The following is a 3600-nucleotide window of genomic DNA, read 5'->3' on the forward strand; positions in this document are numbered from 1 at the left end:
AGCGAACCGCTCAGCCGCCTGGAGCCGTAACTCCTCGCGCCTGCACTGCCGTTCAGCGGTCAACCCGCCACCCTGTGGATACCTCATCCTCCCGTGATACCGCAGGCAAGCACCCCCCGTCAGCCCCTACGACTTCACGAGTTCAATCTCAGTAGCCAGGTCGGTGAGCTGCGGCGATGGTGGCCGCAGGTCGCTGACCTGGCCTTTTGGTGATGGCTGGCGATGGGGTGCGACGGTCCTGATCGGGTGTCCTGCGGACTGTGTGCGGACTGGCGCCGGGACCGCGAGCGAGCGTGGGAGTCACGCCCTGTGGGTGGCTGCTGACCTCACCCGTCAGCTCTTGGTCGGCGGCGCCCAGAGATCGGCCAAGGAAGGTCGTCGATCGTCATACCATTTTCCCGATCTCCCGGAGGAGATGAATCTGACATGGCACGTAGACTTGCTTCCGGGATACCACTAAAGAGCCCCTCTTCGCGAATAAGTTCGTCGGTATTAGACATCCCAGGCCGGTCGCGCATCACGGGCTGGGGTAGACGGATTTTTTGAAGCGGTGACTCTTCGGGATGTTGGTATATGTACTTTCGAGCCCCCATGGCTGTTTCTTGGTTAATGCTCTGCGCGATCTTCGTCGATCCTGAAATAGCAAAGTCGGGGATCTCCACACCCTCCCGGAGGTTTTTTGGTTGAATTGTGAGGGCGTGACGGCGACTGAGAGGAACCAAGAACAGGTCGGCTGTGAAAATTCCCACACCTTGCCAGGCGGGATAATCAGGTGCGACGGCAAGCGAAACGGGATGGTCGGATGTAATTATGGAGCGTCGATTGAATTTAAATAGCGTCCACTGGCAGTCGTTTAGGTAGGCGGCGGTGCCAGGTAGGAGATCCATCAGCAACCGAATGTGGTCGTTGGCGTGGGCGGCCATGTCGGGACCACCGGGCTTAGTCAGGTCCCGCCACTCGATGTCAAGCTCCTCGTCGCCGACAACGCGTCCGTCGGCCTCCTGAATGCGGGAGCGCAGTGCCTCTTTCCCTGAGACTCCGACGAGGAGTCGAATCATTTCAGCGTTATTACTCTTCTGATTCTGCCGTATCTGCTCGGCCCTTAGGTACTGCAGGGCAATCCACGTGGCGAAAAATTTCCGGTGTTCACCTTGGATCGGCCAAGTCCCTGAGAGTATAAGCTTCAGCGCCTCGGCAGCCGGGCGCTCGATTTTACTGAATGCCCTCTCGAAGAAATCTGACAAAGAACCATCGGGAAGCGTTACCGTATAGAAGTCCTTAATTACGCTCGCATCGCCAGTTGAAAGAACGGGTGCGGGGTCACCAGGGAGTGAAACTCGGCGAATTCTCCCGGCGTCATCTGCGAAGCCGTTCAAGTAGAACTTGGAGACGGTGTGCTGTCTCCTTACTCGGTTACTCAAGCCTTACTCCTGGGTCTAGTTGAGGAAGCAAATGGGCAGTGGGGCACCGCGCTTACGAGAATGAGGCCGAGGGGGAACTATTAGTTAAACGCATGCTTGGGTCCCTACAGGGCACGCGCTCAATCTGAATGGCGATGATGCCGAGGGCCTCCATCTCTAGGGCGTAGATACTGCGAATGTCAGCGAGTTGCTGGTCGCGGTCGGCGGTGCGGTGTTTGTTGAGGCCTCGCCGCCGAGGAGAGCTTCGAAGTCGGGTCCTCGGTGACGCGGAGGACGTTCCCGTCGCAGGTCTCGTCGGTGCCGCGGATGCGGAAGCGGATGGTATCGCCCGCAGCGAGGTCGTCGAGGTGCAAACGGGATCGCCGCCCCACCAGGAGGCAGGTTCAATTGGTGACGGCCGCCCTGGCAACTAGGGTCTGTTGCGAAAGTCGATCAAGGTCGTAGATGATCAAGAGCCGTGGGACGTGGAGATCTGACAAACGGTCAGTGGGCCCGGCTTGAAACCTTGCTACCGCGAGGCAAGAAGCCTGGCCGACCGCCGACGTGGACGCGTCGACAGCTGATCGACGGCATACGCTGGCGGACCAGGACCGGTGCACCCTGGCGGGATGTCCCGGAGCGGTACGGGCCGTGGGACCGGGCCTACGACCTGTTCCGCCGCTGGCAGCGCGACGGCACCTGGAAGCGGATCTTCGAGCAACTGCAGTCCGAAGCCGACGCGCAGGGCCTGATCACGTGGGAGGTCAGCGTGGACTCCACCATCGCCCGAGCCCACCAGCACGCGGCTGGGGCGCGGAAAAAGGGGCACTTCAGAAGGAGACGCCCGGTGGTGTCGACACTGAGCCCGAGGACCACGGCCTCGGACGTTCGCGTGGCGGGCTGACCACCAAGCTGCACCTTGCCGTCGAGCAGGAACAGAAACCGCTGTCGCTGCTCATCACAGCCGGCCAGCGGCACGACAGCCCGCAATTCCAGCCAGTCCTGGAAGCGATCCGGGTGCCTCGTCCTGGCCCGGGCCGGCCACGGACCCGGCCGGACAAGGTCCGAGCCGATAAGGCCTACGACTCTCGCGAGAATCGCGAGTACCTGCGCAAGCGCGGCATCCCCTGCACGATTCCAGAGAAGGCCGACCAGATCCGCAACCGCAAGAAGCGCGGCTCGGCCGGTGGCCGGCCACCGAAGTTCGACAAGATCGACTACCGCGAGCGCCACGCGGTCGAGTGCGGGATCAACCGGCTCAAGAGGCATCGAGCCGTGGCCACGAGATACGACAAGTTGGCTATCCGGTACGAAGCGACGGTGCTGGTCGCGGCCATCAACGAGTGGCTGTGACCAGTGATCTCGGGATAGCCCCTACTGGTCAGCTGGTCGTGGCTCACCGGAGTAAGGGTCCAACTCCGCCTTCCAGCGACGTTGTTCCTCAAGCCAGTGCACGTAGCGCGGGGAGACGTCGCGCAGGCCGATGCTGAGCGGGTAGGGGTCGTGCTCGTCCAGGAGCAGTTTGCGGAGGAATTCGACCATGCCACAGGCGAACAGGGTGAAGTCATCGCGGGTGTGTCGGCCGCAGACCAGGACGGGCCACTGGTCAGGGTCTGGGTCAGTGGTCAGCCAGCAGAGGATGTCAGGCCCGGAGGTGATGCCCCAGGCGAGGATGTGGTCCGGGTCGATGTCGAGGCCTTCCTGGCCTTCCAGCATCTCCCAGGTGCCGCGGGCGTTCTCCGTCTCCTCCTTGAAGGTTCCGGGGTCCCACTGGATGTACTCCTTCGGCAGGGGCATCAGGATGCCGACTTCATCGAACGAGCCAGCGCCGTAGACGGACATGAAGGCCATGTAGTCACGCGGGAATCGCGTGCCCCAACGTGCCTCGGCTGCCGTCCAGTCGATCTCCTCGTCCGCGCCCAGATCCGGAGGCAGGATCTTGGCCAGTGCTGCGATACCCGTCGGGTCTTCCACGACAGTCCCTTCGATCAGGTCGCCGAGAGCCTACGAGGCCGCACTGACAACCACCGCGGCGGGGTCAGCCCCGCTTACGCGCTGTGACCAGCACTTTCGCAACACGCCCTAGAAGACTGATGAAGATCTTGGGCTTCTGGCCCTGCCGCGTGAGCGGCAGGGCCAGACTCGTTGTGTGGCGATGGGTGAGCGGGTCGGGGAGAGCGTCGGGCCGGACGTGTGGGAG

The 3600-nt window shown here is 62.3% G+C and carries 3 protein-coding genes and 1 pseudogene; 1 reads left to right on the plus strand and 3 read right to left on the minus strand.

Annotated features, from left to right (window positions below; genetic code table 11):
• Positions 1-326: 326 nt before the first annotated feature.
• Both ACFZAX_RS35330 and ACFZAX_RS35335 read right to left on the minus strand, forming a co-directional pair.
• The gene (locus tag ACFZAX_RS35330) at positions 327-1421 is read right to left on the minus strand and encodes a DUF4238 domain-containing protein (protein ID WP_390967068.1); all 1095 of its coding nucleotides are present in this window, start codon (positions 1419-1421) and stop codon (positions 327-329) included.
• Positions 1422-1473: 52 nt separating this feature from the next.
• Positions 1474-1771, minus strand: a pseudogene (locus ACFZAX_RS35335) (hypothetical protein); the annotation flags it as partial.
• A gap of 107 nt (positions 1772-1878) precedes the next feature.
• Here ACFZAX_RS35335 and ACFZAX_RS35340 point away from each other — a divergent pair.
• Positions 1879-2753, plus strand: a protein-coding gene (locus ACFZAX_RS35340; RefSeq protein ID WP_390967070.1) for an IS5 family transposase whose coding sequence is annotated in 2 segments (ribosomal slippage) — positions 1879-2223 and positions 2226-2753 — 873 coding nt in all. Because the reading frame shifts where the segments join, the coding sequence is not laid out codon by codon here.
• Positions 2754-2774: 21 nt separating this feature from the next.
• On the opposite strand, the gene ACFZAX_RS35345 is transcribed toward ACFZAX_RS35340, so the two are convergent.
• Positions 2775-3374 carry an SMI1/KNR4 family protein gene (locus ACFZAX_RS35345; RefSeq protein ID WP_390967072.1) on the minus strand — a complete coding sequence of 200 codons (600 nt, stop codon included), beginning with the start codon at positions 3372-3374 and terminating at the stop codon, positions 2775-2777.
• Positions 3375-3600 lie beyond the last annotated feature (226 nt).

Source organism: Streptomyces sp. NPDC008125 (assembly GCF_042957125.1).
GTDB lineage: Bacteria > Actinomycetota > Actinomycetes > Streptomycetales > Streptomycetaceae > Streptomyces.